Source organism: Cryobacterium sp. TMT2-4 (assembly GCF_004402575.1).
Taxonomy (GTDB): domain Bacteria; phylum Actinomycetota; class Actinomycetes; order Actinomycetales; family Microbacteriaceae; genus Cryobacterium; species Cryobacterium sandaracinum.
In genome coordinates this window covers 78,653-104,721 of record NZ_SOGE01000006.1, presented here as the reverse complement: position 1 = coordinate 104,721, position 26,069 = coordinate 78,653, and the positions used below count along the sequence as shown (strand labels likewise).

The following is a 26,069-nucleotide window of genomic DNA, read 5'->3' as shown; positions in this document are numbered from 1 at the left end:
GAAAAGAGTGTGTGATGTCCGGGAAATATGAGCTCTACGCGGAACGATCCGGCGGATACCAGTTTCGGCTGAAGGCCAACAACGGCGAAGTGATCGCGACCTCCGAAAGCTATCACTCCAAGGCAGAGGCCCTCAAGGGCATCGAGGCACTGAAGGCCCACGTCAAGTCGCACGTGGTCGACATGACGGAACCGGACGCCTGAACGAATCTCGGTTCTGCCGAGTGAGTCACCGTCGATTGGTCCTGTGGCTCCCGGAGAGTCGAAGCTGACTGCGCCGTGTGGACGCTGGTCATCCGGCGGAGCACCGTGTGCGGCGTCGAACCAATTCGACGGAGATTCTGCCGTAAAACGGCTTTATCGGAGTATTCGGGGCCGATACGGCCACAATCTCCGTCGAATTCGTTCTGGACGGAGTCACTGCACCGCGGCAACCGCCCCCGAACCCCCAGTCCTCGACGCCATCCCGTTCACGGCTGTGAGGGTTCACTCGTCTAGACCGCCGCGAGTTCCTCGGCCGCGAGTTGCTCTCCGGTGAAAAGCTCGGCGGCGAGCAGTTCCAGCGTGCGCGCACGCCCGGGTGAGGTCGCCGCGTCGGCGCCCGTGTGAGCGGAGGCGATCGGCTGCAGCATGACCTCGTCGACCCCGAACTTCGCCGCGAGGGCACGGATGCGCGCGGCCGCGGCGCCGGGCTCGTCGATGATCCAGGCCGCGGCCATCCGTTCGATCATCTGGAGCAGCGCCGGCGCCATCGGTGCGGCGGCGGCCTCTTCGACCGTCGCGAGCGGGCCGAGCGGCAGGCCCGATCTCAGGCGCGCCATCTGCTGCATCTGCGGCAGGGCGAGGGCGAGGGCCTCGACCCGGGTCTCGGCGACCGACACGTTCAGGGTGAGGATGGTGCGGGGGGGCGTCGAGGGTCTCGCTGGGGGTGAACCCGCGTCGGTACAGCTCGAGGGCCGCTGTGGTGCCGTCGCCGGCGAAGTGGTTGGCGAACACGTAGGGCATGCCCTGCCGGGCGGCGAGCCGGGCCGAGTAGTCGCTGGAGCCAAGCAGCCAGATTTCGGGCATCCCGGTGGCGGCGGGAGTCGCGTGCAGGGTGTAGTCCTGACCGGAGGTGAGGCTGAGCGAGGCCCCGTCGGGGTGCAGCAGCGCCGCGATGTCGGCGATGTTGCGCGGAAACGCGTCGACCTCGCTCACTGCTCCGCTCGAGCGCAGCAGTGCGGTGATCATCGGGTCGCTGCCGGGCGCACGGCCCAGCCCGAGGTCAATGCGCCCGGGGAAGGCCGCCTCGAGGACGCCGAACTGCTCGGCGATCACGAGCGGAGAGTGGTTGGGCAGCATGACGCCCCCGGAGCCGACCCGGATGCGTTCGGTCTGCGCCGCGAGGATACCGATCAGCACGGGCGGGTTCGTCGACGCGACCGCCTGCATGTTGTGGTGCTCCGCGACCCAGTATCGGGTGTAGCCGAGCCGGTCCGCGCTCTGGGCGAGGTGCACGGCTGCCGCGATCGCCTCAGCGGAGCTTTGCGAGGTGCGGACGGGGATCAGATCGAGCACGGAGAGGCTCAGCGCGGAGGTAGACATCGGTGGGGGAAACCGCGCCGGGCCCGGAGATATTCCCGGTTCCCCGCTCCGGACACACAAACGGGCCGCCACCCGGAAGGTGACGGCCCGCTTGTAAGAAGATCGCGGTGTCTTCGAAAAGTGCCTTAGCGGCGCAGTCCGAGGCTGCCGATCAGTGTGCGGTACCGAGTGATGTCGACATCCGACAGGTAACCGAGCAGACGACGGCGCTGACCAACCATGAGGAGCAGACCACGACGCGAGTGGTGGTCGTGCTTGTGCTCTTTCAGGTGCTCCGTGAGGTCCAGGATGCGCTGCGTGAGCATTGCAATCTGAACTTCGGGGGACCCGGTGTCGCCTGGGTGGGTAGCGTACTTTTCGATGATCGCCTTCTTTGCATTAGCTTCGAGTGCCATAGATGGGATCCCCTTTCTCTCACTGCGCGGTGCCCGGGGCCGAATGCCTGGGCTCTCTTGATCCGCGGCCGTCAAACGGCAACCGTTCGAGTTTAGCAGAGTCCGAGAGGTCGGCTGGAGCAGCAGGAGCAACGGCCAGAAGATGCGGGCTGCGATCTCGGCCGGGGCGCTGACCAGCTGCTCGTGCGCCCTCCCGAACCGGATGTAGAGCTCACTGAGAGGGTGCCGCCGAGGCCGTTGATCATCAGGGCCACCCGGTCCCCGACACGTCCGGCAGGTCCCCGACGACCGCGTCGCGCATCTCGTCGGTCATCTCATTCGCGGTGGTCAGCTTCGCGCGGCGTCGGCCCGGTTCGCCATGGATGCCCACGCCCATCCACGCGTGTCGAGGTTCGCGGCGGCGATCCCCTGGTGCATGTCCGGCACGAACTGCTTCGGGCTCCGGGATCGGGCGAACCGATGCTACGTTCTCCGGTGTAGCTGGCCCTGCCGCGACGGGCCTGCAGCATGCTCGTGGCGTCCGCGCTCGCCCGCGCAACCAGGGACATCCGGGCGAGGAGGGTTTCCGGGTCACGGCCGGCGGCCACCTCGGCTTCGAGCGTATCCGTGGCCGGCACGAGGGCGTCGAGCAGGGTCTTGTCTCCCAGGTCGGACTTGCCGCGGGCCTTGATCCCCTCGGTGGCGGCCCGGAGCATCGCCACGAATTCGGTGTCGAACAGGGCTGAGCGGGTCATCGGCTCTCCAGATCGGGGGCCGGGCGGTCGGGGGCGCTGAGGATGGTGGCGAAATCGGACAGGTCGACGAAGAATTCCGGCTCCAGACCCAGCGGGTCGCGCAGCGTCACGGTGGTGGGGCCGCCGGGGTCCCCGAGCGACGACACCACCAGGGCCGCCCCGGTGAAATCTTCGTCCGCGGTGTAACCGCTGATCGTGATCACGGTGCGGAGGCCCGCGGCGAGCGCCGACCGGAGGCCGTTCGCACTGTCCTCGACGACCACGGCGTCGGCGGCGTCGATCCCGAGTTCCCGCAGGGCATGCAGGTAGATGTCCGGGGCCGGCTTCTTCCGGTCCACGATGTCGCCGGCGAAGACCCGGAATTGCGCGGCCAGCTCGGGCCCGATTGTTTGCGTGAGCACGGCGCGCACGGATTCCTCGGCCGAGGTGGAGGCCACGGCGAGGATCCAGCCGGCGCCCGCGGCTTGTGCGACGAGTCGACGGATGCCCGGGCGGGCCGTCAACGCGCCGCTCGCCACCCGCTCGGTGTAGATCGCGCTCTTGCGCCGGTGCCAGCCGGCGACGGCCGAGTCGAGGGCCGCGGGGTCGTCCGCCGGCAGACCGAGCACGCCGGCCACCTCCGGGGTAAGGATGCTGCGCATCCGTTCTTTTCCTCCCCCGATCGTCACCTTCTGGACGTAATCGGAGTCGCTCCACTGCACGGGCACCGAGAATTCCTCGAAGGTCTGGTTGAAGGCCGGCAGGTGGCCGTCGCGTTCGGTGTCGGCCAGCACGCCGTCGCAGTCGAAGATGAGAGCGGGCATCGCCTCAGGCCTTCCTCGCGTTGCCGATGGCGGCGAAGGCTCGGTCGATGGCTGCTTTCAGCGGTGAAATCGCCACCTGTGCCTCCCCGGTCAGATGCCGCCTATCGTAGGCTCGCCACCCCGAGCCGACAATGGGGCGGCCTCGGCGGGCTTCGCCGGCTGAGGCCGGTGCCGGATGGAGAACTTCGCCCGCTGGGTGATCGACTGATCCGGCCTGTCCCAAACCTTGATCATCGCCCAGCCCACGGCGACGAGCGGGACCGCCAGAACGGCCCCGGCGATACCGCCGAGGATGGTGCCCACGGTCAAAGCGACGAGGATCACCAGCGGATGCAGTTTCAACGCCCCCGCCATCACCACCGGGTTGAGCAGGTCGCCCTCGATCTGGTTGACCACGATCACGATGGCCACAACGATCAGCGCCACGAGCGGCCCATTGGCCACCAACGCCACGAGGGCAGCCAGGATGCCCGCGACGGTCGCCCCGATCAGTGGGATGAACGCCGTGAGGAACACGATCACAGCCAGCGGCAGGGCCAGCGGAACTTGCAGGATGGCCAGCCCGACGCCGATCAGAACGGCGTCGAAGAGGGCGATGATCGCCGTTCCCCGCACGTACTGGCCGAGAACCGTCGGGGTGACGTCGCCGATCCGGTGGGCGCGCTCGAGGCTCTCGCCGTGCAGGAAACGTAGGAAGAAGTCCCAGATCTGGCCGCCGTCCTTGAGGAAAAAGAACAGGATCACCAGCACGAGCAGGGCTCCGGTGACCAGCTCCACCGCGGCGGACACCCCGGCGAGCGCCCCCGTGCCGAACTGTGCGCTCGTGACGAAGCCCACGATCGCATCACGCACCGCGTTGAACTGCTCCGAGTCGAGCGCGATCGGGCCCTCAACCAGCAGCCCCTGTAGTTCGTCGAGCCCGTCGCCGGCCGCCACCACCAGCGCACCCCACTGGTTGCGCACCGCGAAGACGATGAGCGTGACGATGCCGCCGAGGATGAGTGCCCCTGCCAACAGGGTGATCCAGGTCGCGAGAATGACCGGGAGGCCGCGCGTGCGCAGCCAGCCGACCAGCGGTGCCAGCGCCGATGCCAGGATGAGCGCCACGAGAACGGGGATCACCACGAGTTGCACCTGCACCAGAGCGTAGACGGCGCCGGCGGTCAGCACGACCACGACGATGATCTGGGTGGAGCGGATGGCCCACCGGCCGAGCCGGCTGGTCAGTAGGGTCTGCAGGGACGGGGATGAGGGGTCGTCGGCGCGCATGCTGACACCATAGGCACCTGTTGCAGCATCGGTAAACGGCTGCCCGGCCGAGTGCCTCCTTACCGATTCGGGCGGAACCCCGGCCCGGCGTCGAACGAATTCGACGGAGATTCTGCCAGGAGAGCGCTCTTTCCCGGGTTTCCGGGGCGTTGCGGGCAGAATTTCCGTCGAATTCGTCGCCCTCATCCGCGCCATCTGCACAACCGCCGAAACCGCCGCGCAGCGAAACGGCGGCCGGCTCCCGGTCCCGCTGGTGATGGAGCTCAACGAGTGCGCGAACATCGTCCGCTGGCCCGAACTGCCCTCGGTGTATTCGTTCTACGGGTCGATGGGCATGATCCTCAACTCCTACTTCCAATCCCGCGCCCAAGCGATCGACGCGTTCGGGAAAGACAGGTGGCAGACCCTCTGGGACGCCGTCGCCACCCGCGTGTTCGGCGGTGGTCCCGACGACGACTTCCTCCGCTCGCTGACCGCCCTCATCGGCGAACACGACGAAATCAACTACGGCAGCTCCACCGGCAAAGACGGCCACCAATCCACCTCCACCAACACCCGCAAGGTCAACACCCTTGACATCGCCGCCCTCGGCTCCCTCCCCGAATGGCGCGCCATCGTCTTCAGCTCCAAATGCCGACCCGTCATGGTCAACACCGTCCCCTGGTTCCGCGACAAGACCCTCACCACCGCCATCAACCGCACCCCGACCAGGACGCCGAACCCCACGCCGGCCCCGGTGCCCGACAACACCACTGCAGCGGAGGTTGCAGCCCATGGCTGAGTACGACGACTACGACTCGACCAACGCTAAAGAGGACGCGGTCGACGTTCGCCAAATGTTTCTCGATTTGCTGATCGGTCACCTCGCCACCGTCGAGGTCGTCGGCACCAAACCAACACCGTGCTGCACCCAATGGTGGCTACACCCTGAGATCATCGCCCGGTTCAAGGCCCTCTGGCAGGCCAGCATGCAAGCTGACGCCAGCGTTATGGACGGCGACGCCGGCGCCGTCTCGTTCTGGTGGATCAACCACTGGGACCGCCACGCCGCCGTCATCTTCGACAAAGGCAAAGGCAACGGGCCATTCCGCGACTGCGACCCCGACCAAGGACACCTCTACCGACGCAAAGACAAAGCTGCCGGAATCGTGCCGACGTCGATGCCACCGGACGATGTGGAGCTGTAGAGGGCCCTCACGGAGGAATCCGTTGGCGAGCAGGGTCAACTCTTGTCGCGGCCCGGTGCTTCGGTGTCCCTGGGTTACGAGGCCATCGACACGAGAATTGCGAATCCAAGTCCCGCGAAAGCCAGTCCGGTTAGGAGTGCGACAAGCACCCGGACTCCACGCTTGGGTGACCAGGGCACCAAGAAAATGGGGAGTCCGATCAGAAATGGAATCGGCGCAAGGTTACCGATCGTGCCGCCGATATCCCGATTGATTCCGAATCCGCCACCTGTACATCCGCTGATTCCGCAGTAGTCCCAGAGTGCGCTGATCAGCAGGACCGAACTCACAACCACTGGAATCGGAAGTGCCCAGAGCAGGTGGAGCCAGGTGCGCTCCTTCGATACAGTTTCGGACACCTACGACCCGCTTTCTTCCCTCAGCGCATTCATTGCGGTACCACCAGCCCTGGTGTGACTACGTTCGCATACGCGATATTAGTGGCACCGCTGCTGGCGAAACAGGCGGCTAATACTTGTCCAGAGAACGAAGCTGGACCGTCGATCTTCGCTTGACCCGCGGCCAGTACTTGGGTGGAGATTTTTGGATCTATGTTCAAGCCCCCGGACGCGGAGATGCCATTGGTTGAGGTGCACGAGGTTGCGTTACCAGTGGCAATCAGCCGAAGCACGTGTGCTTTCCCATCGGCTGATGTCACTTTCAGCCCATTGACGATCCCGATTTTGTCGGCGATGAGGGTCAGATCGGTGGACATGGCTATCTCCATGTTCTGGACTGTGACTGCCGAGCAGTTGTTCACCGATCGGCGAGCATCGACGAGGGTGGGCGTGCTCAACGTGACGATCTTTCCGTTGACGCTGTCGCCACCCGGGCTGAGTGTGCAGCCAGGATTGGCGCTCAACCCGCGGGACCAAGTTGGGGCGTTGTTGGAGGTGGCAGCTGCGTTCATCCACTGTCGCCAGGTCGTATTGACGGGATCGATCCACTCTGTCGGCTTGTAGACAAAGGCGTGGCCGTCGACGACAACGGGTGGGACTGTGGTGTTCGAGGTGATCTGGCCACCTATCGAGCCCAAGGACGCGAGTTGCGTCGTCGATTTTCCATCAATGACGGTGAGCGGACCGCCAGAAGTGAGATTGCCAAGGATCCGCGCCGTGGACTGATAGGACACCTTGCCCGTCACGACAACATTGCCGCCCACCGACGGCGTCGAATCGAATCGCGCATTACCGCCGATAGTTACGTCACCGTCGATACGGCACTCGTTCGTGAAGTATGCGTTACCTGTTGCAATCACGTCGCCCGAAATCCGCACGGTGGAATTGCAATTGAAGTCACCGACGACGCGAACATCACCATTGAGTCCCGGAGTTGTGAAGCTATTCGTGAGCGTCAGCGGGGATTTCACCGAGACTGCGGGTAGAGACCGAGTGGTATCAATGACTGAGGCTACGGAGCCGAAACCTTCTGCTCCGTCATCATCGGTTGTCACGAGCGCGACCAGGTACTGTCCAGGCTGTGCATATGTGTGTTCAACGATTGCTCCGACCGCGGAGATACCGTCGCCGAAGTCCCACAGGTGGTTCGTAATCGTTCCGTCAGGATCGACGGATGTCGTCCCGTCAAAGGTGAAGGATGGGCCAGAATCGGTCGTAGTAACTACGGCATTGGGCACGCGGTTGAGCTCCGGCATGTCGTACATGGAGAGAGTTACCGGTTCTCCAGCTGGGGATACGTCCTTGCCGAAGGAAGTGACTGTCCACTGCCCAGGCTCTGGGGAGTTGATGTCGTAGTACTCGTAAGTTAGCCCGTTGTCGTGCATGGCACCGTTGTGGCTGGACCGGCTAAAGACCTGCCCGCTCGGGGAGGTGAGCGTCGTCTCAACATCACTGCCACGCCACGCCACGTTCACAGTGAACCTCTTGCCCTGCACCTTGAACACGCGCTGCACTGTTTCTTGGGGGCGGATCTGGTCTGTCGGCTCGATGATCGTGGACAGTTCCTGCTCGATGCGATCGGCCATGAGGCTCTGACCGAGCACGTTCGGATGATACGACTCGGGCGAGAACGGGTCCACGACGCCATTCATCGCGGGTTCAGGGTCGCATAGTTCGTGACCTTCCAGGACATCGCTCATGTTAATCGACCCAACTCCAGCGAGTGAGGTGATTCTCTCGATCGCACTGTTGGCCCGGACGATTCCTGCGTTGATCCACTTCTTGTCTGCCTTGCGTGCGATTTACGCGCACCCCAAGAGATTGTCTGCGGCCTCGGCGGGGAAGAATCGGGGGTACGATACCACTTCGATTCGCGCATAAGGTGCTTTTGCCCTGATGAGCCGATAGAGGTCGAGTAGGTCTTCCCCAACCTGTCCGGTTTCAAGATCCGCGAGGTTTGCCTCCACTTCATCGCCCTGGTTACCAATACAGCTGTAGTTGAACCAGTTGACGATGGGAATCCAACTCTTGATCCCACTTTCAACACAGGATTTGATCGTGCCTCCAAAGTCGAGGTCGTTGCCGCCGATTTTGACCGTCACCAGTCGGGTGTCAGTGCCCAGACTGTCCACTTGGGCGGCTTCGCCTTCCAAGGGGGCACCATCCTCTTCGGAGCTGTAGATCAGGTCATGGATAACGGCGCCTGAACAAGCAACGAAGTCAAGTTGAAGTCGCACCACTTGCCGGTCCACCAGGAGGTTTGGGTAGGCGTTTGCCGAGCGATGACACTTGTTCGTGCCATTGTCCGCTCCACTTTCGTAGCTGTACGCCCCCTCACCGGACTGATAACTATCGCCCATGGCGACATACCGGTCCGCTATCTGGCCGTCAGATCTGACTGGAAAGGTGTAGCGGCCGAGCGTCGCTGAGCCCAAACTGGTGTGCACCAGTCCCACGGGGGATGTGTCGAGGAATGATCCATTCGTTCCTGATCCGGGCAGCTCGGAATAGGAACCGGGGATCCCCGTTCCGCTCGAGAAACCAACGCGCGCGGATGACCCGCCGAGTCCATCCACTCCGTTACTGGCGTCTCCGGTTTCCCACTGCACACGCCCGTAGTTGAAGACAATGTCAAATGCTCCGAGGTCGGCATCAGGGCGCGAGACCAATAGCAGTTGAAATGAATTTGTCTTGTCTGCCTTCCCAGAGAAGTACCCAACGTTGACCCAGCTGACGCAGAATGCGGCATGCCCCTCGAACGTGGTCTCCCTATATCCGTAGGCGACAGGGTCTGTTCCTGTTCCCCTCGTGTCCACATCCGCAAAGAACGGAGCAATGATCGGCGTACGGTTAGCGCTGAGCCCGAATGGCGTGTACCTCCCACGCGGAGCATCGAAGGTCACGTTCCCGTTGTTGTTAACCCACAGTGGATGAAGCCGTGCTTGCGGAAGACTTATACAAACAACATCGGGCGACAATTGCGAGTGTTGAGTACTTGTCAGTCGCGGCCGGCTGGAAAGAGCAAATACGAGCTGAATTTGAGGCAGAACGTGAGGAAGGCCAGCCATGAACCAACTAGTGAGTTGGATGCTCTAAACGAGTTCATTAACCGTGCCCCAATATCGTAGAGGCGTTGCCGGTGCTCGCATAGCCAAGATGGCAGAATCGCACCCCCGCACGGCAGGTCAAGCAGCCAATCCGTGCGAGGCTCAGTGCTTCCCTGCACCGCGCACGAGGGCAGCTAGGACTGCTTTGGGAATCGTTTATGTTAGCTTTTCTGCGCCGGCTCTGCGGGGTCGGTTCTTCTCAAACTATTTTCCGGCCCGGGCGCGCTGCCGGCTGATCACGGCCGCAGCCCGGTGCAGAACGGCCTCCGTTCCGGCGTAGATGCCGGCCGCTCGCGGCCAGTGGCTGATCACGTCGGTGAAGCCGAGTTCGCCGGCCCGACCTACGGCATCCTCGAACGCTCCGATGCTCTGCAGGGAGAAGCAGCCGCCGCTGTCGAGAGACAGGTAACGGTCGATGGTGGCCGGGTCCCTGCCCGCGACGACTGCCGTGTCCTCCAGCCGGTGCATGAGGCCGGCTACCGCCGCCCACCAGTCCTCGCCCACGACGCCGTCCGCTCCCGTCGTCACCCAGCCGGAACCGAACGTCGTGACGAGGCGCAGCCCTTTGGGCCCGTTCGCGGCGATGACGAACGGAACCCGCGGCTCCTGGGCCGGCACACCGACCATTCGCGCGCCGACCGCCCTCGCCCACTCCCCCTCGAAGCTGATGCCGCCGCTGCCCGGTTCCTCGTGGCGCAGCAGCCGGTCGAGGGCCGTGACGAACGCGGCGAAGCGCTCGGACCGCTGCTTCGGGGTGTACTCGGGCTGCCCGAGCACGGTGGCGTCGAACCCGGTACCGCCTGAGCCCACCCCGAGCAGGAATCGCCCGCCGGCAATGTCGTCGAGGGTGGCGATCTCCTTGGCGAAGGTCACCGGATGCCGGAAGTTCGGTGATGAGACGAAGGTACCCAGCCGGATCCGCGAGGTGACGACCGCCGCGGCAGTCAGCGTCGGGACGGTCGCATGCCAGGGCTGGTCGGCCAACGACCGCCAGGACAGGTGGTCGTAGGTCCAGGCGTGGTCGAAGCCGAGCTGCTCAGCGCCCTGCCAGCGACGGCGGGCCTCCGGCCACGATTCCTGCGGGAGAATGACGATTCCGAAGCGCATGCTGAGAGTCTACGGAAGGCCTCCCACCGGCACCTTCTCGCCCGGCGCGCACGGTGCTATTAATGGGACTCGAGCGGCGTTCCTGATTTCTCAGGCAGCGAGTCGGCCGCTGATGACACCAGACCCCCGTGGCGGCACCCGGCCCACGTTCCGGATGCCGCCGCGGGCCTTCTCTCGGGTCTCAGGGTCGCGGCACACGGGCTAATCAGGAATTTCTGTGGTGCGTGTCACCGCCGAGTGCCACACTCGACCCATGACAGGCTCATCGCACGGCTTCTCCCGGTGCACTATCGTGCCGCCGTATCTGCTGGTGCGGCTGGCGCGGGTCGACGATCCCCGGCTCGCGGCCGCGGCCGAGGCAGCCAGACGGTCTCTGATGCGGGACGTGCCGATCCGGGAACTGCGCGCGGCGGCGCATCCGACGCCGTCGTCGTCGGTCCACTCCGGTGTGCGCGGCGGAGCGGCCGCCCGGGTGCGCGGGCACGTGGACCGGGCCGTGTCGGATGCCGGCGGCCTGGAACGACTGCCGGGCCGGCTGGTCCGCCGCGAGGGCCAGCCCGCCGGGGCCGATCTCGCGGTCAATGAGGCCTGGGCGGGGCTCGGAGACACGCATTCCCTGTTCTGGAACGTGTTCGAGCGCGACTCGATCGATGACCGCGGTGTGTCGCTGGAGGCGACCGTGCACTACGGCCGCAACTACGACAATGCGTTCTGGGACGGCGAGCGCATGGTGTTCGGCGATGGCGACGGCCTGGTCTTCAACCGTTTCACCGCGTCGCTGACGGTGATCGGGCATGAGCTCACGCACGGGGTGACCCAATTCACGGCCAACCTCGCCTATGAGGGACAATCAGGTGCGATAAACGAGTCCCTGTCGGACGTGTTCGGCTCGCTGGTGGAGCAGCGCTCCCTGGGCCAGTCAGCCGCCGAGGCCGGCTGGTTGATCGGCGAAGGTCTCTTCACCGACCAGGTGCAGGGGGTCGCGCTGCGCTCGCTGAAGGCTCCCGGCACCGCCTACAACGACGATGCTCTCGGCAAGGACCCCCAGCCCGCGGACATGACCGGCTACATCGAAACCGAAGACGACAATGGCGGGGTGCACTTGAACTCGGGCATTCCGAACCGGGCGTTCTACCTCGTGGCCACAGCTCTCGGCGGAAACGCCTGGGAGACGGCCGGCCAGATCTGGTTCGACACCCTCACCTCCGGCACGCTGGGCCGCACCGTGGACTTCGCCGGGTTCGCGCGGGCGACCTCGCGGGCGGCGGTCACGCGCCACGGCGCCGGTTCCCGAGAACACGAGGCCGTGATCGCCGGCTGGACCGCCGTCGGCCTCGGCGGCGGGCTCGGCACCGGATCCCGGCCCCGGTCCGGCACTGGCCCAGGGACCGGCGTCGGTCGCGCCACCGTCGTTCCTGCCCCACGGCCGGAGTAATATCGGCCTCATGAAGGTCGTCGTTTCGCGCAGCGGTGGCTTCGCCGGCATCCGAACCACCTGGGAGGTCCAGGTGGAGGAACAACCCGACCGGTCCGCCTGGGCGGAACTTCTTCGTGGGCTGCCCTGGGACGAGGTATCCGCGACGGCTCCGCAGCCGGACCGCTACGTCTACCGCATCCGTTGCGCACCCCACGAGGTCGTGCTCAGCGAGCAGCAGGTCTCTGGGCCGTGGAAAGATCTTATTGACCGGGTCAGAGGCGTGAACGAAGGGCACTGACCCGTTCTCCGTTGTCCTGGCCTGAGAATCCCCTGTTAGAGTAGACCAACTAAGGGGGCCTCCATCGCAAATCTGCTGGCTGTTAAAACTTCACGTTCTTTCTTCAGTGCTTCTGCACTGAACCGTTCGCTTGTTCTGGCCCTCGGCCTTTTCCTCGCGGCCTTCGTCCTGACCGCTTCGCCGGCGGTTTCCGCTTCGGCTGCTCCGGTCGACGGCACCGTCGAACAGTGTAACGATGTCGCCGGAGTCGGCGGCGGCACCGGCGCCGTCGAATGCAGCGTCACGGTCGACAATTATCTCAATCTTGCCACCGGCGCGACCAGTTCGACCACCAGCACCGTCGTCAGCATCCACGCGGCGAACACCGAGGTGCAGCCCCCCGCAGCGACGGTCGTGAACTCTTCGAAGCTGATCCACACGATCACCCAGTGCAACGGCTCGATCAACGTCGGCGGCGGTAACACCATCTGCACGGTGACCGTGAACAACCACATCACCGGTGCGACCACGGCATCCCCCGCCACGGTCAACCAGTGCGTCGGCTCCGGAGCCAGCACGGCACTCGACTGCGTGCCGCTTGAGAACACCACCGACGCGACCGTCACCCAGTGCAACAACGCCGGGAACGGCGGCGGCGCCGATGTGCTCTGCCGGGTGAATCCCTCGGCGACGGTGACGACCGACGTGCCCATCACTGTCAACCAGTGCAACTACTCCAGCAACGGCGGTGGCTCGACCGTGGAGTGCGCGACCGAGCTCAACACGATCGTGCATGCAGCCGAGGTCACGCCGACGCAGACACCGACCCCGACCGAGACGGCCCTCCCGGTCGCCGCCGACACGATCACGGCCGCTCCCGAGCTGGCCGCGACCGGCGTCGACTCGGCCTCCCTGCTGATCTCCGCGGCTGCAGGCGCCCTGCTGCTGGGACTCGGCGCGCTCCTCGCGCTTCGACGCACCGTCGTACGCCTCCGTCGGGACTGATCCGACTCGCTGTCAGACCGAAACGCGCCTACCGCCCCTCGGGGAACGGTGGGCGCGTTTTTCGTTGCCGGCACCTGCTCGCGCCGAACCGGACCGCGTGGGACTATGAGTCATGGAAACCAACGACCTGTATCCGGTTCAGAACCTCAGCGAGGACGACTGCTGGGATCTTCTGATCTCGTCCAGTTTCGGAAGACTCGCGATGAGCATTTCCGGTGAGCCGGACATTTACCCGGTGAACTTCGTCTCCGCAGACCGGCGGCTCGTTTTCCGCACGGCCGAGGGTACGAAGCTCCTCGAGCTCACGGTGAACAACCGGGTCGCCTTCGAGATCGACGGCATCGGTCGCAGCGAGGCGTGGAGCGTCGTGGCGCGAGGCGAGGCCCGAGTTCTCGACAAGCAGGCCGAGATCGAGGCCGCGGATCAATTGCCGCTGCGCCCGCTCATCCCGACCCTGAAGTACATCTACGTCGAGATAACGCCGACCAGGATCACAGGCCGCCGGTTCCAGCTCGGCCCGGAACCCGACCGGTACTAGAAGCGTGACTCACGCACCGGACTCCAGCGTCGTTCTGATCACGGGGACCTCCTCCGGTATCGGACTCCACGCCGCCATCGCCGCGGCTCGCGCCGGCCACACGGTGGTAGCCACCATGCGCAACCTCGAAGGCGCCCGCGCTCTGCGGGACGCGGCCACCGACGCGGAGGTGAGTCTCGACATCCGTCGCCTGGACGTGACCGAACCGCACGCGGCCACGGATGCCGTGGCCGGGACCATCGACCGGCACGGCCGGCTCGACGCGCTCATCAACAACGCCGGGTCGGGGAGGCTCGGCACCATCGAGAACTCAACAGTCGATGACGTTCGCGCCGTGATGGAGGTGAACTTCTTCGGGGTGGTTGCCCTCACACGGGCCGCGCTCCCCCTTCTCCGGGGCAGCACGGGCCGGCTGATCACCGTCTCGAGCGTGGGTGGAGCCATCGGCCAGCCCTTCAACGAGGCGTATTGTGCGGCGAAGTTCGCGGTGGAGGGATTCATGGAGAGCCTGGCCCCGGTGGCCGCCACGGCCGGTGTGTCGGTGACGGTAGTCGAACCCGGCGCCGTGACATCCTCGTTCGTCGCCAACGTCGGCCGGGACCTCAACCAATCCGGCTTGGCCAACGACCCGTACGCCGCGGCACTGGAGGCGTACCTGGCCCGCGCGGCGTCATCCTTCGGCTCGGCCCAGTCGGCCCGGAGCGCCGGCGAGATCGTCGCCGCCCTGCTCGACGGCGACCGCCCACCGTTTCGGGTGCAGACATCGGAGGCGGCGCGCCAGTTCGTGGCGGCCAAGCTCGCCGACCTCGACGGCGGAGTCGTGCAGCGGATGACGGCGACCTGGCTGGCCTGACGTCGGTCCCCGACTGATGAACGTGCGCCCGATCGAGAGCACCACCCCGGTCTCCGGATGGGTCAGGATTCGGATGAAGCCGGGCGTCCCGGCCGCAATCTTGCGTGCGGTATCGGGGTCGATCGGCCCGGACCCTTCGAAGTGGCTGGGTTGCTCGGGGTGGCCGAGGAGTGTCATCACCGGGACGGTGACGTGCACCGAGCCGCGGATGCCCTGGCCGACCCCCGATGCGGTCACCCCGTCGAGGATGAGGTCTTCGAACACGTCCGCCCGAAGCTGGGTCAGCGTATGGGTGTCGTTCGGGCCCTGCAGGCTCATCCCCATCACGGTGAGGCGGTCGTAGCCGGCCTTCACTTTCTCCGCCGAGTCGTACCAGGAGCGGGATGCCATCCCGTCGGCCTCGGGCTCGAAGATCACCGTCCGGTCCGCCACCGACTTCTGGTGCCGGGCCGTGATCGACCCCGGGTGCAGCCGTTCCCGCATGATCCGGGCCTCGTTCTTCAGGTTGGCCACCGTCAGGTGCGGGGCCGACTTCAGCAGGGTCTCCTCGAACCCGGCCAGGGCCTCGGCGTGGAGCGACCAGGCCTGGTTCATGATCGCCTGCGCATGCCGGTAGGTGATCGACCCGTCCTGCAGGGCGGCCCGGGTGCCGGGCAGTTCATTTATCAGGGTGCGGCTCTCGGCGATCAGGGTTTCGGTCGAGCGCACCGGCAGCCGCAGGGTGCAGGACAGTTCGGTCACGAACTCGCGTTCGACGACCTGTGCAGCGTGCCACCGGGTGCGGGGCATCCCGGTCGCGACCCCGGCCACTGCCGGGGGTCCCTCCCTGGCCTTGTCCTTGGCTGCCCGGGCCGCGTTTCGGGCCAGGGCTTCGGCGAACCGGCGGGCCTGATCGACCTGTTCGGCCAGGCGGGCGTCAACCCGGGCGGCGTCCGCCTGGGTCTCCCGGATGGCGTCGAAGTGACGACCCAGGCGTTCTCGCCGCTCACTGTAGGAGGGCTTCATGAGACACACGTTACGGCTGACCACTGACATTCCATGCTCCAGATCGGCACCCGTCAGCGCCCCGTGGATAACCTGATCAAACCCTTATTGTGGAGGAGTAGAAGCAGCCGTCGCCGGGCCCGCAGCGGGCATCCGTCAATGGGCGTGCAGCACGCATCCGTGTCTCGTGAACTCGGAGATTTTCGGGAAACGCCGTTGTGATGGCCTGGGGTGCCCGTCGTGTCGCGAAAATCTCCGAGGCTGGCGACTTCGACCGCAACGGATGCCCCGGGCGAACCTCTGGAGGTCGACGCACCGGGTCTCGACAGGCTCGACCACCGGCGGAGCCGGCGAGAGGGTGGGTGTCAGGCGAGGGAGTCGGCGGACAGGCTGATCAGACGCAGGAGCGCGTTGCCGTAGGCATCCGCGGGGTCGGCGGCGTCGAAGAATTCCGGCGCCCCGTTCAGCGCCACCGTCACCCGGTAGCTGTCCTCGCCCTGACGGGTGAGCGAACGGAAGGTGCTCCGCAACAGGTCGCGCAGCTGGTCCTCACGCGGCATCCACAGGGCATCCTCGAGGGCCAGTGAATCAAGGGCCCACTCGGTGGTGCCGTTGAAGCCGAGGATCGTTCCCGTGTCGAACTCGTGCGGCTCGATCGTCATGTCACTGACCGTGAACACGTCGCTTTCGAAGCCGGAGCGCTCGATGCGGAAGGCGTCACCGGAGACGGGACGCCACTGCAGACCGGCTTCGGCCAGGGCCCGCGCACTATCGATTGAGATCATGAAGACGACTCCGCCCACTAGCGTTGTGAAGAAAACTATATTCCCGGAGGACCGGCGTGACGCGAACGGTGAACCTGACGGTGCATGTGAAGCCCGGTAGTCGGAAGGGACCGCTGGTCTCCGGGGGAGAGCCGGGCCGAGAGCCGGGCCGGGAGCCGGGCGACGACGCGTCCCATGCTCCGACGGTTGCTGCGCTCACCGTGTTCTTGCAGCAGCGGGCCGTTGAGGGTGCCGCCAACGATGCGCTGGTGAAGCTGCTGGCCAAGCACTTCGGCGTGTCCAAGAGCGCGGTGACCATCGTGCGCGGCCACGCCTCCCGGATCAAGCACGTGCGAATCGAACACGACTCGTAGCAATGCGCGACTCGCGTAGCGACTCGCACGTGCTTCCGGCACTGCGGGTTTCTAGCGGGTTCCGAGCAGGTCGATCACGAAGATCAGGGTCTGGCCGGAGAGCTGGTGTCCTCCGCCGGCCGGTCCGTAGGCCAGGTGCGGAGGGACGACCAGCTTGCGGCGTCCGCCGACCTTCATGCCGGGGATGCCCTGCTGCCAGCCCGCGATGAGCTGAGCAAGCGGGAAGTTGATCGACTGCCCGCGGCTCCAGGAGGAGTCGAATTCATCTCCGGTGTCATAGGCGACGCCGAGGTAGTGCACGTTGACGGTGGCGCCGGGGGTTGCTTCGGCTCCCTCGCCGACCACGATGTCGGTGATGGTCAGTTCGGTAGGCGCGGGGCCCTCCGGAGCGTCGAGTTCGGGCTTGGTGTTTTGATCAGTCATTCCTCTATCCAATCGGATTGCGCGCTCGCCCGCACACCAAAAATTCCCCCTTGCGCGAACGCGGCCGTCGGGCGCACCATGGGAACAGAACTCGCCGCTCCGGGAAAGTTGTCGGCACTGCCACACCACCGGGGCGGCGAGTCCTTGTTCGTCAGGGCATCAGAGTCAGTTGATCACGCCGGCACGGTCGCGCTGGATCAGCCCCAGCAGCTCCGATTCGTCGGCCCGGTCGACGTTCGCGGCCGTACCGTTCACCATGCGCTGTCGGGCGAAAGCCAGGCGGGTGGAGTTGTGGATGAAGTGGTGCATGGCCCGCTTCCGGGTTTGGGGCTGCCGCGCGGCCCAGGATCGAGCCTGCCGACGGCCATCGCGGGTGGCGAGCATACCCACCTCGGCCGGGCTGAACCAGCCGGCCGCGGCATACTCGCTCAGCCGGAGCACGGTGACGCGTTCTTCCTGGCGCCGCAGCAACACGACAACCATGATCGCGCCGAGGAACAGAGGCACCTGCACGGCGAGGTAGTACGCCACCAGCGAGCCACTCTCGACCAGGTAGAACGCCCCGTTCCAGACGGAGTGCAGGAAGATCGCCGAGACAAATCCGAGCAGAATCGTGGCGAAGGCCGGGAACGGCCGGAACCGGACCGCCAGCCCGCACGCAATGCCGATGCAGGCAGTGAACATGACATGGGCGAAGGGCGACAACACCCCCCGCACCAGGAACGTGAAGCCCAGGTTCTCGGAGCCACCCTCCATCATCGCCACACCGAAGTATTGGATGTTCTCGGTGAAGGCGAATCCGGCCGCGACCGTCGCGGCATAGACCACGCCATCGACCGGGCCGTCGAATCTCCGACGCAGCACCCAGAAGAGCAGCAGCACCCCGGCGCCCTTGGCGGCCTCCTCGGCGAGGGGCGCCTGGAGGACGGCGGCGGCGAAACCGTCATCCGTTTCGGTGGCCCCGGCGCCGGCCCGGGCCAGCTGCACGCCCAGGTCGAAGAGCAGCGCGGTCACGATGGAGACGCCGGCGCCCCAGAGAAACGCGAACCAGAGGGCCGGGCGGGGTTCGGGCTCCCACCGATCGATCCAGCCCACGGCGAGCAAAATCCCGATCAGTGGGATGAGTGCCAGGATGAGGCCGACCAGCAGCGTGCCGGCACCGAGGAAGGTGGCCAGGTAGACGAACACCAGCAGCAGCGCGGCGCCCCCGATGACGAGGCCGGTGACCGTGAGCGTGACGATGCCCGCCCGGGTGCGACGAACGGGGGCGGTCCAGACGGGCTGCACCGGCTGGGCCGCGGGCTGCACCGAGGCAGGCTGGGCCGCGGGCTGGGTTCCGGCCGGATGAGAGTGTGGGGCGGCGGCGGAGTGCTCCGGGGTCGGCTCGTGGGTCATGCCCAACAGACTAGCCGCGCGCTCACGCCTCGAACATGGTGCCCGGGTTGAGGATGCCCAACGGGTCGAACGCCGCCTTGATCCGGCGCTGCAGGGCGAAGCCCGTGTCGCCAAGCTCCTCGGCCAGCCAGCGCCGCTTGAGCACGCCGACCCCGTGCTCGCCGGTGAGCGTGCCGCCGAGTTCGAGCGCGGCACGGAAGAGCTCGTCGGCCGCCAGCCAGACCGCCTCCGGCACGACCGGCTCCGCGCCGCCCCGGGCCGGATCGAACGGGATCAGGAAATTGGGGTGCAGATTGCCGTCTCCGGCGTGGGCCACCGTGGGGATGGGCAGGCCCGTGCGGGCGCTGATCTCAGCGATCCGCGCGAACATCTCGGCCAGCCGGGAGCGGGGCACGCAGACATCCTCGATCAGGACCTCGCCGTGAGCGGCCAGCGCCGGATGCGCGGCCCGCCGCACGGCCAGCAGTCGATCGGCGGATTCGGCGTCGGTGGAGACGCGCACCTCCCCTCCCGCGGCCCGCAGCACGGCCACCGCCTGGTCCGCCTCCGCCTGGCTCGCCGGCCCATCCGTCTGCACCAGCAGGAACGCTCCCCTAGTCGGAACTCCCTCGAACAGGTTCGGCCCGAGGTACGCCGCGATCAGGGCCAGGGCCACCGGGTCGATGAGTTCCATCACGGCCGGGCGCAGCCGGGCCGCCGTGACGAGACCGGATGCCGCGGCCGCCTGGGCCACGTCGGGGAACGTCGCGCCGATCGTGACGGTCTCACCCAGGGTGATGGCGCGCGCCCGCACGGTGGCCTCGACGATCACGCCGAGGGTGCCCTCCGAGCCGGTGAGCAGGGCGGTCAAATCGTAGCCGGTGACGCCCTTGACGGTGCGGTGCCCGGTCTCCAGCAGGCTCCCGTCGGCGAGCACCACCGTCAACGCCAGCACCGCCTCCCGGGTGACGCCGTACTTCGCGCAGAGCAGCCCACCCGCGTTGGTGGCGATGTTGCCGCCGACCGAGGAGATCGCCCGGCTTGCCGGGTCCGGCGCGAACCACAGCCCGTGCGCGGAGAGGGCCGTGTTGAGGTCGCCGTTGAGCACGCCCGGCTCGACCACGGCCAGTTCATCCTCCGGGCGGATCTCGAGGATACGGTTCATCCGCTCGACGCTCAGCACGATGGCGCCGTCCGTGCCGCACGCTCCCCCGGCCAGGCCCGTTCCGGCTCCGCGGGTGATCACCGGCACGCGAAACTCGGTCGCGATGCGCAGCGTGGCCTGCACCTGGTCGACGGATGCGGCGTAGACGACCGCCAGCGGCATCCCCGGGGCAACCCAGCCCGATTTGTCGCCCCGAACGGCCGCGAGCCGGCGCGGATCGACGCTGACGTGGGTGCCGAGTTCGGCCTGCAGACGCTCCAATGCGGTCATGCGCCCAGAGTACCGGGCCGGGTGCCGGAGGGCAGGCCCGGACACAGGCCGGCATGGCCCGCGGCCGCTGCGGCCGGCACCGGCGATGGCCGATTCCCGCTGGTGCGCCCGGGCTCGCGGTGGCAGGCTGGCCGGGTGACCATCCCTCCTGCCGGGCTCGATCCGGTCTTCTTCGAGCGCTACCGGGCCATGTCCTCCCGAGACTCCCGCTTCGACGGTCAGTTCATCACGGGCGTGCACTCCACCGGAATCTACTGCCGCCCCAGCTGCCCGGCGGCCACACCGAAGCCGGCCAATGTGTCGTTCTATCTCACCAGCGCGGCCGCGCACGAGGCCGGCCTGCGGGCGTGCAAACGCTGCCTTCCTGATGCCGTCCCCGGGTCGCCGGACTGGGACATCCGTGACGACCTCGCCGCCCGCGCCATGCGCCTGATCAGCGACGGCACGGTTGAGCGGGAGGGCGTGCCCGGCCTCGCCCGCCGCCTCGGCTACAGCGAACGGCACCTGACCCGCGTGCTCGTGACCGAGCTGGGCGCCGGCCCGCTCGCGCTCGCCCGGGCGCACCGCGCGCAGACCGCCCGCGTGCTGCTGGCGAGCACGGATGTCCCGATCACCGAGGTCGCATTCGCCGCCGGTTTCGGCAGCGTGCGCCAGTTCAACGACACCATGGCCGTCGTCTACGAGCGCACCCCCACCGAGCTGCGCCGCGCCCGTCCCGCCCGCGCCCAGCCCCGCGCCCAGCCCCTCGGCGTCGGCGGGGTCGGTGAGGCCGGCTTCGGGGTCGGTGACGGGACGGGCATCGACCTGCTGCTGCCGGCGCGCGCGCCGTTCGACGGGGTGGGGGTGCTGCGGTTCCTCGCCGCGCGAGGCCTCGCGGGGGTGGAACAGGCGACGGATGCCCGTTACGCGCGCACGCTGCGCCTGCCACACGGACCCGCGACGATGGAACTGACCCTGTCGGGAACGGCGGCCGCGCCAGCCGTCGCCTGCCGCGCCCGACTGGCCAGCCTCGCCGACCTCGCGCCGCTCGTCAGCCGGGTGCGGCGCCTGCTCGACCTGGACGCGGACTCCCGGGCGATCGACCTGGCGCTCGGGAGGGACCCGCAACTCGCGGCCGGAATCGCGGCCACCCCCGGCATGCGCGTGCCGGGCAGCGTGGACCCCGAGGAGACCCTGTTCCGCGCGCTCATCGGCCAGCAGGTCTCGGTGGCCTCCGCCCGAACGGCACTCACCCGGCTGGCCGCTGCGCTCGGCGACGACGTGTACCCGGGTGCAGGGGACAGCGACAGCAGCGCCACCACTGGCACCAGCGGCACCAGCGTCACCACCGGCACCAGCCAAAGCCTCTTCATCCACGACTCCACCGCCGCTCCCCTGACCCGGCTGTTTCCCACCGCCCAGCGGATCGCAACCGAGGGCCGCGGCGTGCTGCGCGGCCCGGCCGCGCGCATCGACGCGATCATCGGCGTGGCGGAGGCGCTCTGCTCCGGCGATCTGGTGCTCTCCTACGGGCAGACCCGGGAGGATCTTGAGTCCCGTCTGACCGCCCTGGCCGGGATCGGACCGTGGACGGCCGGATACGTGGCCCTGCGCGTGCTGGGCAGCCCGGACATCCTGCTGACCAGCGACCTGGCCCTGTTGCAGGGCGCCGGGCGGCTCGGCCTGCCCGCGGAGGCCCGGCAACTCGCCCGCCACGGTGCCGCCTGGGCGCCGTGGCGCAGCTACGCCGGCATGCACCTGTGGCGCGCGGCAGGCGCCGCGGCTACCCCGCGCACCGCGACCCCTCCCGGGCCAGATAGCCTGAACAGGTGAAATTCGCCCACCTGAGAGTTGAAGGTCAATCCACTCCGCGGCTCGCCGCCGTCTTCGACGACGCAGCGCTGTTCCTCGACGAGATCATGGACGACGCCCCCCGCGATCTGCAGGACCTGATCGAGAAGGACTCTGACGAGTACGACCGGGTGCGCGCCCTGAGCCAGAACGCCGCCGCGCAGGGAGCAACGCTCACCCCGCTGGGCGAGCTGCGCTACTCGTCGGCCGTGCTGCGTCCGCCTCAGATCATCGCGATCGGCGCCAACTACGCCGCCCACTCCTCCGAGCTCGAACTGCGCGTCGAAACGGCCGCGACCGTGTTCTCGCTCTGGCCCAACTCGCTCACCGGGCACGAGTCCACGATCACCTGGCCGACCGATCTGACCAGCCAGGTCGACTACGAGGCCGAGCTCGGCGTGATCATCGGCACGGCCGCACACCACGTGTCGGTGGCGGACGCTCTCGACCATGTCTTCGGCTACACGGTCGTCAACGACATCACGGCGCGCGACCTGCAATTCTCCGAGGCGCAGTGGTCGCGCTGCAAGTCCTTCGACGGTTTCACGCCCACCGGGCCGGTCGTCATCACGGCAGACCAGATCGCCGACCCGCAGGACCTGTGGCTGACCACCCACGTCGACGGCCGCATCCTGCAGGACGCCTCGAGCGGCGACATGGTGCGCTCGGTCGCCGAGATCATCTCCTACCTCTCCAAAACCTCGACCCTGCTGCCGGGCACGCTCATCTCCACCGGCAGCCCGGGCGGCGCCGGCTACAGCCGCAAACCTCCGGTGTTCCTGCGCGACGGCTCGACGGTCACGATCACCATCGACAAGATCGGGTTCCTCACCACGCATTGCCGCGCGATCTGACCGTGACCGCCAGATGGAGGATCAATGCGACAGCTCGCTGCGGGCGGGAAAGGAGGCAGCGACGATGACGATCTCGGTCGTGATCCCCTGCTACAACGACGCCGCCCTTCTCCGAACCTGCCTCGCGGCTTTGGCCCGGCAGCAGCGGGTGCCCGACGAGGTGATCGTTGTCGACAACGCGAGCACGGATGCTTCGGCAGAGATCGCTCTCTTCGGGGGTGCGCGGGTCGTGCGGGCGACCCAGCGGGGCATCTGGCCGGCGGCGGCAGCCGGCTAGGATGCTGCATCCGGTGACGTGATCGCCCGTCTCGACGCCGACTCCGTGCCGCCAGCCGACTGGCTGGCGCGGATCGAGTCCGCGCTGGCGGATTCCCCCGGGAGCGACATGGTCACCGGCCCCGGCGATTTCTACGGCTGCGGCACCCTCGTGGCCTGGTTGGGCGGGACCTTCTACATCGGCGGATATTTCTTCTGGATGCCGTTCTGGCTGGGGCACCGCCCGGTCTTCGGCTCGAATTTCGCCATGCGCCGGGCGGTCTGGCTGGAGGCCCGCCTCTGGGTGCACCGCGACCGCGACGACATCCACGACGACCTCGACCTCAGTAGGAAACTGAGCCCCGCGGTGCGCGTGCGCTACGACCCGACCCTGCGGGTAGCCATCTCCGGCCGGCCCTTCGATTCCTGGAGCGCCATCGCCCGCCGGGCGCGGTGGGGCGGGCGCACCCTGCTGCAGGGCTGGCCGGAGAATAACCCGTGGCGCCGGCATGCCGCCCGGTACGCGGTGCGGCGCCACCGGGCCGGGCGTCCCACGATCGGGCACTGACCTGTTTCGCGGGGGCATCGGATCAGCCCGCCGGCCTCCGGTTCAGCCGGCCGGCCAACCTCCGGTTCAGCCTGCTACCAGCCGGATCAGCCTGCCGAATCGGCCCGCCTGATCAGCCAGCCGCCCGGTAAAGCGCGGCGAGGGCCAGCTCCGCGACGATCCCGGCGATCGAGTAGCCGAGCACGTGCACCGGGGTGGGCCCTGCGTCGGGGAACACGATCAGGTCGGCCACGAACGGGGCGTAGTCCCAGGGCTCGGTGCCGCCGGGCCCGGCCGCGCACGCCTGGTAGTGCCCGGCCAGGTCGTGGCTCTGCACGAAGTAGCCGGCGTCGGCCAGCAGCGGGGCCAACAGCACGAAGTCTTCCTTGGAGCCGGTCGCGCCGGGCAGCAGCACGATTCTCGGAGCGGCCGGGGTCGCCCAGCTCGAAGGCGGCGAGGTTCCCGCTCGGCGCCGGGAACCAGAAGGCGCGGCTGCCTGCGGGCAGCACCGTCCAGTCCCGGCCGGGGAGGGTGTGGTCGCGCAGCACCATCACATCGGCCGGGTTCCCTGCCGGCCGAGCGGCCGGCGCGGAACCCGGCCGGCCGCGGGAACGCCACTCCCAGACGCACATGGCGTCACGGTAGCGCTCCCGCCCCGCAGCCCGAACGAATTCGACGGAGATTTTGCCGAAAACGGACCTCACCACGTCGAAATGGCCGTTTTCCCCGAGAATCTCCGTCGAATTGGTTCAACACCGGCAGGTCGCTCCGCCTGTGCTGAACAGCGTCCACGCGGGTGCGTCAGCTCTGACCCGCGGAGGGCGACCCAACCAATCGATCGAAACTCGTTCGGCTACGGCGCGCGCTGGTCGTCCCGGCCGTCGAGCGCGAGCAGTTGCTCCTCCACGGCGCCGCCGTAGCCTTCCTTCTGCGGGTCGCCGTGCAGGCCGCCGGACACCGCGTATTCTTCCTCCGGGGAGAGCACGAGGCGCTTGCGCCCGTAGAGCGCGAAGATCAGCAGCATGACCACGTAGACCACGGCGATGGCCGCGATGGCCGGGCGGGCCGGCTCGTTGATGAAGAACCCGAAGAAGATCGCCAGCGAGAGGATGCCCGCGATCACCGCCCCGGGTACGCCCCACGGGCTGCGGTAGGGCCGGTTCGCATTCGGGTACTTTCGGCGCAACACGACGAACGAGATCATCTGCAGGATGTAGGCGATCACGGCTCCCCAAACGGCGATGTTGAGCACGATCGCCCCGGCCACGCCGCCGGCGCCGCCGAGCGAGTCGACGAGGATCAGGGCCACGAAGCCGATCAGGGCCCCCACGAGCAGCGCCACCGCCGGAGTCTGGCGGCGGCCGGTCAGGGAGAGGAATTTCGGATAATAGCCGGCCCGCGACAGTGAGTACATGTTGCGCCCGTACGCGAACATGATGCCCTGCAGGGAGGCCAGCAGTCCGACCAGGGCGAACAGGGCCAGCACAGCGGCCGCCTCGTCGCCGACCATCGCCCGAAAGCCGTCGAGCAGTGGCTCCCCGGCGGTGGCGATGTTCGAGGCCCCGACTATCCCGGTGTTGAGCACCAGCACCAGGAGCCCGGTCACGATCAGGGTCGTGCGGGCGATCAGACCGGCTCGCGGGATGTCCCGCACCGGGTCGTGGGATTCCTCCGCGGCCAGCGGCAGCTCCTCAATTCCGAGGAAGAACCACATGGCGTAGGGCAGGGCGAACAGGATCGGCACCACGCCGAAGGGCAGGAACTCGGACTGGCCGGCCTCCGGGGCGATATCGAAGAGGTTGTCCACACTGAAGAGCCCGGAGAAGGCCGCCATTGCCGAGAACACCAGCAGGATGCCGATGGAGATGATCGAGACCACGATCGCGAATTTGAACGAGATCGCGGCGCCGGCCGAGTTCAGGCCGATGAATACGGCGTAGAGGATGGCCCACCACGCCCAGGCGGGCAGTGAGACTCCGAGCAGCTCACTCGTGATGCCGTCGGCGTAGGACGCCGAGAAGTACACGATCACGGCGGTGGTCGCGACATACTCAATGGTCTCGGCCAGGCCGGTGACGAAACCGCCCCAGGGCCCGAGCGCCGCCCGGGCGAAGGAATAGGCGCCGCCCGTGTGCGGCATGGCCGACGCCATCTCCCCGATCGCGAAGATCATGCCGTAGTACATGACGATCAAGAGGGCGAAGGCGATCAGCATTCCGCCGAATCCAGCGAAATCGATGCCGAAGTTCCAGCCCGAGAAATCACCGGAAATGACCGCGGCGACGGCGAGTCCCCACAGCCCCCAGATCCCGGCGCTGCGGCGGAGCTTGCGTTTCTCGAAGTACCCTGCCTCTGCCGTCGTGTAGGTCACGCCCGAGACGTTCAAGGTGTCTTTGGACATCCTGGATTCCTTTGCGTTCTGGTTGCGCAACTCAGCGATCGAGCGGCAACTCCGGGAGTTTACGTTGGCATGACTATAGGGCTCCAATGGTGGCTTGTACATACCTTTACATGCCC

Annotated in this window: 26 protein-coding genes and 2 pseudogenes; 12 read left to right on the top strand and 16 right to left on the bottom strand. The window is 67.1% G+C overall.

All coding sequences use genetic code 11. The features are described 5' to 3' along the window. The first annotated feature begins 14 nt into the window (after window positions 1–14). Window positions 15–203: a DUF1508 domain-containing protein gene (locus tag E3O54_RS01920; RefSeq protein WP_104101102.1), complete on the top strand. Its 189-nt coding sequence runs from the start codon at window positions 15–17 to the stop codon at window positions 201–203. A gap of 290 nt (window positions 204–493) precedes the next feature. On the opposite strand, the gene E3O54_RS17260 is transcribed toward E3O54_RS01920, so the two are convergent. The 6 genes and pseudogenes from E3O54_RS17260 to E3O54_RS01895 form a co-directional block, all read right to left on the bottom strand. Continuing rightward, window positions 494–880, bottom strand: coding sequence for a hypothetical protein (locus E3O54_RS17260; protein WP_370247134.1), 387 nt, complete (start codon window positions 878–880; stop codon window positions 494–496). 82 nt (window positions 881–962) lie between these two features. Next, window positions 963–1,583 (bottom strand): annotated as a pseudogene (locus tag E3O54_RS17255) (MsnO8 family LLM class oxidoreductase); the annotation flags it as partial. A gap of 125 nt (window positions 1,584–1,708) precedes the next feature. Continuing rightward, entirely contained in the window at window positions 1,709–1,978 is a 270-nt protein-coding gene (gene rpsO / locus E3O54_RS01910; RefSeq protein WP_104101100.1) for a 30S ribosomal protein S15, read from the bottom strand. A gap of 314 nt (window positions 1,979–2,292) precedes the next feature. Then, window positions 2,293–2,712 carry a dihydroxyacetone kinase subunit L gene (locus E3O54_RS01905; protein ID WP_104101099.1) on the bottom strand — a complete coding sequence of 140 codons (420 nt, stop codon included), beginning with the start codon at window positions 2,710–2,712 and terminating at the stop codon, window positions 2,293–2,295. Beyond that, entirely contained in the window at window positions 2,709–3,515 is an 807-nt protein-coding gene (locus E3O54_RS01900; RefSeq protein ID WP_104101098.1) for an HAD-IA family hydrolase, read from the bottom strand. Before E3O54_RS01900 ends, E3O54_RS01905 begins: the two co-directional genes overlap by 4 nt. A 90-nt stretch (window positions 3,516–3,605) precedes the next feature. After that, on the bottom strand, window positions 3,606–4,784 hold the full coding sequence (locus E3O54_RS01895) for an AI-2E family transporter (RefSeq protein WP_134400824.1): 1,179 nt from the start codon (window positions 4,782–4,784) through the stop codon (window positions 3,606–3,608). Window positions 4,785–5,040: 256 nt separating this feature from the next. Here E3O54_RS01895 and E3O54_RS01890 point away from each other — a divergent pair, with 256 nt between their 5' ends. Together E3O54_RS01890 and E3O54_RS01885 are read left to right on the top strand one after the other, a co-directional pair. Then, window positions 5,041–5,565, top strand: a complete 525-nt coding sequence (locus E3O54_RS01890) for a type IV secretory system conjugative DNA transfer family protein (protein ID WP_241976720.1) — start codon at window positions 5,041–5,043, stop codon at window positions 5,563–5,565. Then, window positions 5,558–5,971 carry a DUF4913 domain-containing protein gene (locus E3O54_RS01885; protein WP_134400822.1) on the top strand — a complete coding sequence of 138 codons (414 nt, stop codon included), beginning with the start codon at window positions 5,558–5,560 and terminating at the stop codon, window positions 5,969–5,971. The genes E3O54_RS01890 and E3O54_RS01885 overlap by 8 nt, the downstream gene beginning before the upstream one ends. A 427-nt stretch (window positions 5,972–6,398) precedes the next feature. Here E3O54_RS01885 and E3O54_RS01880 read toward each other — a convergent pair whose 3' ends face one another. From E3O54_RS01880 to E3O54_RS01870, 3 genes are all read right to left on the bottom strand, one after another. Further along, complete coding sequence (locus E3O54_RS01880; RefSeq protein ID WP_134400821.1) at window positions 6,399–8,108, bottom strand: PKD domain-containing protein; 1,710 nt, start codon at window positions 8,106–8,108, stop codon at window positions 6,399–6,401. A gap of 102 nt (window positions 8,109–8,210) precedes the next feature. After that, window positions 8,211–9,476 carry a nidogen-like domain-containing protein gene (locus E3O54_RS01875; protein ID WP_134400820.1) on the bottom strand — a complete coding sequence of 422 codons (1,266 nt, stop codon included), beginning with the start codon at window positions 9,474–9,476 and terminating at the stop codon, window positions 8,211–8,213. Window positions 9,477–9,719: 243 nt separating this feature from the next. Then, the gene (locus E3O54_RS01870) at window positions 9,720–10,622 is read right to left on the bottom strand and encodes an LLM class flavin-dependent oxidoreductase (protein ID WP_104101086.1); all 903 of its coding nucleotides are present in this window, start codon (window positions 10,620–10,622) and stop codon (window positions 9,720–9,722) included. A 253-nt stretch (window positions 10,623–10,875) separates the two neighbouring features. Between E3O54_RS01870 and E3O54_RS01865 the strand changes: the two genes are divergently transcribed. Both E3O54_RS01865 and E3O54_RS01860 read left to right on the top strand, forming a co-directional pair. After that, window positions 10,876–12,057, top strand: coding sequence for a M4 family metallopeptidase (locus E3O54_RS01865; protein ID WP_134400819.1), 1,182 nt, complete (start codon window positions 10,876–10,878; stop codon window positions 12,055–12,057). A 10-nt stretch (window positions 12,058–12,067) separates the two neighbouring features. Continuing rightward, entirely contained in the window at window positions 12,068–12,337 is a 270-nt protein-coding gene (locus E3O54_RS01860; protein ID WP_104101085.1) for a protealysin inhibitor emfourin, read from the top strand. A 293-nt stretch (window positions 12,338–12,630) separates the two neighbouring features. Here the strand turns inward: E3O54_RS01860 and E3O54_RS01855 are convergent, their stop codons facing one another. Next, on the bottom strand, window positions 12,631–13,029 hold the full coding sequence (locus E3O54_RS01855) for a hypothetical protein (RefSeq protein WP_134342059.1): 399 nt from the start codon (window positions 13,027–13,029) through the stop codon (window positions 12,631–12,633). On the opposite strand from E3O54_RS01855, the gene E3O54_RS01850 reads away from it, so the two are divergent. From E3O54_RS01850 to E3O54_RS01840, 3 genes are all read left to right on the top strand, one after another. Beyond that, entirely contained in the window at window positions 13,022–13,321 is a 300-nt protein-coding gene (locus E3O54_RS01850) for an LPXTG cell wall anchor domain-containing protein (protein ID WP_134400818.1), read from the top strand. The two genes, E3O54_RS01855 and E3O54_RS01850, sit on opposite strands and share 8 nt — an antisense overlap. A gap of 112 nt (window positions 13,322–13,433) precedes the next feature. Further along, complete coding sequence (locus E3O54_RS01845) at window positions 13,434–13,859, top strand: pyridoxamine 5'-phosphate oxidase family protein (protein ID WP_104101082.1); 426 nt, start codon at window positions 13,434–13,436, stop codon at window positions 13,857–13,859. A gap of 4 nt (window positions 13,860–13,863) precedes the next feature. After that, window positions 13,864–14,712 carry an SDR family NAD(P)-dependent oxidoreductase gene (locus E3O54_RS01840; RefSeq protein ID WP_104101081.1) on the top strand — a complete coding sequence of 283 codons (849 nt, stop codon included), beginning with the start codon at window positions 13,864–13,866 and terminating at the stop codon, window positions 14,710–14,712. 1,349 nt (window positions 14,713–16,061) lie between these two features. Here E3O54_RS01840 and E3O54_RS01830 read toward each other — a convergent pair. After that, complete coding sequence (locus E3O54_RS01830; RefSeq protein ID WP_104101079.1) at window positions 16,062–16,481, bottom strand: hypothetical protein; 420 nt, start codon at window positions 16,479–16,481, stop codon at window positions 16,062–16,064. A 56-nt stretch (window positions 16,482–16,537) separates the two neighbouring features. On the opposite strand from E3O54_RS01830, the gene E3O54_RS01825 reads away from it, so the two are divergent. After that, window positions 16,538–16,834, top strand: a complete 297-nt coding sequence (locus tag E3O54_RS01825) for a DUF167 domain-containing protein (RefSeq protein WP_241976714.1) — start codon at window positions 16,538–16,540, stop codon at window positions 16,832–16,834. A gap of 51 nt (window positions 16,835–16,885) precedes the next feature. On the opposite strand, the gene E3O54_RS01820 is transcribed toward E3O54_RS01825, so the two are convergent. The 3 genes from E3O54_RS01820 to E3O54_RS01810 form a co-directional block, all read right to left on the bottom strand. Then, the gene (locus E3O54_RS01820) at window positions 16,886–17,257 is read right to left on the bottom strand and encodes an FKBP-type peptidyl-prolyl cis-trans isomerase (RefSeq protein ID WP_104101078.1); all 372 of its coding nucleotides are present in this window, start codon (window positions 17,255–17,257) and stop codon (window positions 16,886–16,888) included. Window positions 17,258–17,422: 165 nt separating this feature from the next. Next, window positions 17,423–18,652, bottom strand: a complete 1,230-nt coding sequence (locus E3O54_RS01815; RefSeq protein ID WP_134400816.1) for a PrsW family intramembrane metalloprotease — start codon at window positions 18,650–18,652, stop codon at window positions 17,423–17,425. A 22-nt stretch (window positions 18,653–18,674) separates the two neighbouring features. Further along, window positions 18,675–20,066 carry an FAD-binding oxidoreductase gene (locus E3O54_RS01810; RefSeq protein WP_104101076.1) on the bottom strand — a complete coding sequence of 464 codons (1,392 nt, stop codon included), beginning with the start codon at window positions 20,064–20,066 and terminating at the stop codon, window positions 18,675–18,677. A 189-nt stretch (window positions 20,067–20,255) separates the two neighbouring features. Between E3O54_RS01810 and E3O54_RS01805 the strand changes: the two genes are divergently transcribed. The 3 genes and pseudogenes from E3O54_RS01805 (at window position 20,256) to E3O54_RS01790 (ending at window position 23,573) form a co-directional block, all read left to right on the top strand. Then, window positions 20,256–21,878 (top strand): DNA-3-methyladenine glycosylase 2 family protein, encoded by a 1,623-nt coding sequence (locus E3O54_RS01805; protein WP_134342092.1) that lies wholly within the window; start codon window positions 20,256–20,258, stop codon window positions 21,876–21,878. Next, the gene (locus tag E3O54_RS01800) at window positions 21,875–22,750 is read left to right on the top strand and encodes a fumarylacetoacetate hydrolase family protein (RefSeq protein ID WP_233194206.1); all 876 of its coding nucleotides are present in this window, start codon (window positions 21,875–21,877) and stop codon (window positions 22,748–22,750) included. The genes E3O54_RS01805 and E3O54_RS01800 overlap by 4 nt, the downstream gene beginning before the upstream one ends. A 13-nt stretch (window positions 22,751–22,763) precedes the next feature. Next, a pseudogene (locus E3O54_RS01790) lies at window positions 22,764–23,573 on the top strand (glycosyltransferase family 2 protein). A 112-nt stretch (window positions 23,574–23,685) separates the two neighbouring features. Here the strand turns inward: E3O54_RS01790 and E3O54_RS01785 are convergent. Together E3O54_RS01785 and E3O54_RS01780 are read right to left on the bottom strand one after the other, a co-directional pair. After that, window positions 23,686–23,967 carry an alpha/beta fold hydrolase gene (locus E3O54_RS01785; RefSeq protein WP_134342063.1) on the bottom strand — a complete coding sequence of 94 codons (282 nt, stop codon included), beginning with the start codon at window positions 23,965–23,967 and terminating at the stop codon, window positions 23,686–23,688. A gap of 438 nt (window positions 23,968–24,405) precedes the next feature. Beyond that, entirely contained in the window at window positions 24,406–25,953 is a 1,548-nt protein-coding gene (locus E3O54_RS01780; RefSeq protein WP_104101074.1) for an amino acid permease, read from the bottom strand. Between the last annotated feature and the right edge of the window lie 116 nt (window positions 25,954–26,069).

Bases quoted from the DNA above. Each gene is read 5' to 3' on its own strand.
- E3O54_RS01920 (WP_104101102.1), top strand. From the start codon at position 15: ATGTCCGGGAAATATGAGCTCTACGCGGAACGATCCGGCGGATACCAG.
- rpsO (WP_104101100.1), bottom strand. From the start codon at position 1,978: ATGGCACTCGAAGCTAATGCAAAGAAGGCGATCATCGAAAAGTACGCT.
- E3O54_RS01905 (WP_104101099.1), bottom strand. From the start codon at position 2,712: ATGACCCGCTCAGCCCTGTTCGACACCGAATTCGTGGCGATGCTCCGG.
- E3O54_RS01900 (WP_104101098.1), bottom strand. From the start codon at position 3,515: ATGCCCGCTCTCATCTTCGACTGCGACGGCGTGCTGGCCGACACCGAA.
- E3O54_RS01895 (WP_134400824.1), bottom strand. From the start codon at position 4,784: ATGCGCGCCGACGACCCCTCATCCCCGTCCCTGCAGACCCTACTGACC.
- E3O54_RS01890 (WP_241976720.1), top strand. From the start codon at position 5,041: ATGGAGCTCAACGAGTGCGCGAACATCGTCCGCTGGCCCGAACTGCCC.
- E3O54_RS01885 (WP_134400822.1), top strand. From the start codon at position 5,558: ATGGCTGAGTACGACGACTACGACTCGACCAACGCTAAAGAGGACGCG.
- E3O54_RS01880 (WP_134400821.1), bottom strand. From the start codon at position 8,108: ATGAGCGATGTCCTGGAAGGTCACGAACTATGCGACCCTGAACCCGCG.
- E3O54_RS01875 (WP_134400820.1), bottom strand. From the start codon at position 9,476: ATGGCTGGCCTTCCTCACGTTCTGCCTCAAATTCAGCTCGTATTTGCT.
- E3O54_RS01870 (WP_104101086.1), bottom strand. From the start codon at position 10,622: ATGCGCTTCGGAATCGTCATTCTCCCGCAGGAATCGTGGCCGGAGGCC.
- E3O54_RS01865 (WP_134400819.1), top strand. From the start codon at position 10,876: ATGACAGGCTCATCGCACGGCTTCTCCCGGTGCACTATCGTGCCGCCG.
- E3O54_RS01860 (WP_104101085.1), top strand. From the start codon at position 12,068: ATGAAGGTCGTCGTTTCGCGCAGCGGTGGCTTCGCCGGCATCCGAACC.
- E3O54_RS01855 (WP_134342059.1), bottom strand. From the start codon at position 13,029: ATGGGCACGTCGGTCGTCACCGTCGCCGAGGGATTCACCCGGCAGAGC.
- E3O54_RS01845 (WP_104101082.1), top strand. From the start codon at position 13,434: ATGGAAACCAACGACCTGTATCCGGTTCAGAACCTCAGCGAGGACGAC.
- E3O54_RS01830 (WP_104101079.1), bottom strand. From the start codon at position 16,481: ATGATCTCAATCGATAGTGCGCGGGCCCTGGCCGAAGCCGGTCTGCAG.
- E3O54_RS01820 (WP_104101078.1), bottom strand. From the start codon at position 17,257: ATGACTGATCAAAACACCAAGCCCGAACTCGACGCTCCGGAGGGCCCC.
- E3O54_RS01815 (WP_134400816.1), bottom strand. From the start codon at position 18,652: ATGACCCACGAGCCGACCCCGGAGCACTCCGCCGCCGCCCCACACTCT.
- E3O54_RS01810 (WP_104101076.1), bottom strand. From the start codon at position 20,066: ATGACCGCATTGGAGCGTCTGCAGGCCGAACTCGGCACCCACGTCAGC.
- E3O54_RS01805 (WP_134342092.1), top strand. From the start codon at position 20,256: ATGTCCTCCCGAGACTCCCGCTTCGACGGTCAGTTCATCACGGGCGTG.
- E3O54_RS01780 (WP_104101074.1), bottom strand. From the start codon at position 25,953: ATGTCCAAAGACACCTTGAACGTCTCGGGCGTGACCTACACGACGGCA.